At 40.1% G+C, this 1,719-nt stretch carries 2 protein-coding genes; one reads left to right on the forward strand and one right to left on the reverse strand.

Annotated features, from left to right (window positions below; genetic code table 11):
* Positions 1–269 (reverse strand): lyase family protein (locus LD39_RS02180; RefSeq protein WP_035542410.1); only part of this gene is annotated, 269 nt, incomplete at its 3' end.
* 328 nt (positions 270–597) lie between these two features.
* Here LD39_RS02180 and LD39_RS02185 point away from each other — a divergent pair.
* Entirely contained in the window at positions 598–1,521 is a 924-nt protein-coding gene (locus LD39_RS02185) for a zinc dependent phospholipase C family protein (protein WP_231572498.1), read from the forward strand.
* Positions 1,522–1,719: the final 198 nt, after the last annotated feature.

The following is a 1,719-nucleotide window of genomic DNA, read 5'->3' on the forward strand; positions in this document are numbered from 1 at the left end:
AGCGGAAAATGTTCTTCAAGTTCGCCGGAGATGATTCGGTCAGCAGCAAACTCAATGGCATCCGCTTTTTCCTCTTCTAATAAACCGAGCTCATAATTTGCTCTTGCTGCACTTTTCTTTAAGATTGCAAAGCCTTCTACAATCTCTTTCGGCATTTTTTCATCACCGATCGGAAAGTTTTGCTTACTTCGCTGCGTTTGTGCTCCCCAGTATTTTTCACTTGGTACTTTTATTTCGCCAATCGTATCTTTTTCAATGCGGTAGTCCATAATGATCCTCCCTTATAATGATGTGCACATTTATTGTATCAAGAATCTTTTGAACAATCATCTACACCTTTCCGCGAATTTTGACATTTTTTATTGTCTGATTATTTACACTTTTCAGATTTTGTAGTATAGTAAGAACAATAATAAGAAGGGAGGCAAAAACGTACCTACATATCTTCAAGGGAAGGAGGATACTGTAGCTAATTGGTTCTAGTTTTTGCTTGATCTTTCTAGGTAAAAAGGTGGTAAAAGGAAAGGGTCTCTGACGAGAGGCTCTTTTTTTTTATGGAATATTTGGAAATTCAGTTTATAATGAAAAGAAAAAGAGGTGTTTCTCTTGCCAAATATTTGGACACATATTTTATTTGCCGATACATTATGTGAAAAGATTGATCGAAACGATATCCTGAAAACCTCATCCAACCCTCTCCATATGGGAGCACAAGGGCCAGACCCGTTCTTTTACCATAATTTCTGGCCATTTCTTCCAAATGATCAAGTCGAAGAAGTGGGAATGAAGTTACATACAGAGCAATGTGGACCCTTTTTGCTGGACATGATCGAGCGTGGAGCTTACCAAAAAAATCAAATCCAAGCCTTTATTCTTGGGTTTGTTAGTCATCACATTCTTGACCGTAACACGCATCCTTATATTCATTTCCATGCAGGCTATAAAGAGAATAAGCACCAGGAGCTTGAGGTGATCATTGATACACTTATGCTTGAGAAACACAGAGGTATAAGGACTTGGAAAACTCCTGTTCATAAGGAAATTTCTATGGGGGAGTGGAAGAAGTCGGTATCTACCTTACTGAAAAGCCTCATCGACACCCATTATCACGGTTTAATTCATCACTATCCGGAAGATTTCATCGAAAAATCTTACAACCATATTGTAATGGCTCAACGTGTTCTCTATGATCCTTGGGGATGGAAAAATAAACGTTTCGGTAAACTAGTTGGCCCCTTTTCTCATCAAGCGGTAGAGAATGAAACAGATTATTTAAATGAACAGCGTAGAACGTGGAACCACTCAGCAACGAATGAAGAGAATACAGCATCTTTTCTGGATCTCTATGAAGAGGCATTGAGAGAAGGAGAACAAGTCTTTCCTCTGATCTTATCGTATTGGAACGACCCTGGAGCAGAAAAAATAGAAAAAGTGAAGGAGATCATCGGAAATGTCTCTTATGACACCGGTAAACCGTTAGAGGAAAATCACGAAAACCTATATAGTCATCCAATTGTTTAGAGAAGAGGAACATCCCTTCTCTTTTTTTCTAATACCATTAAAGCTCCCTATTCCGGAAGACTCAGTTTTGAGACATTCGTATGAGTTTGGGGCTGCAGGAAAAGGTTCGCTTTCCGTGGGGCGGGTGCTGAGCCTCCTCGAGCTTTACTTCGCTCTGCGGGGTCTCACCTGTCCCGCAAATCCCACAGGAGTCTCACC

This window comes from Halobacillus sp. BBL2006, from assembly GCF_000786645.1.
GTDB lineage: Bacteria > Bacillota > Bacilli > Bacillales > Halobacillaceae > Halobacillus.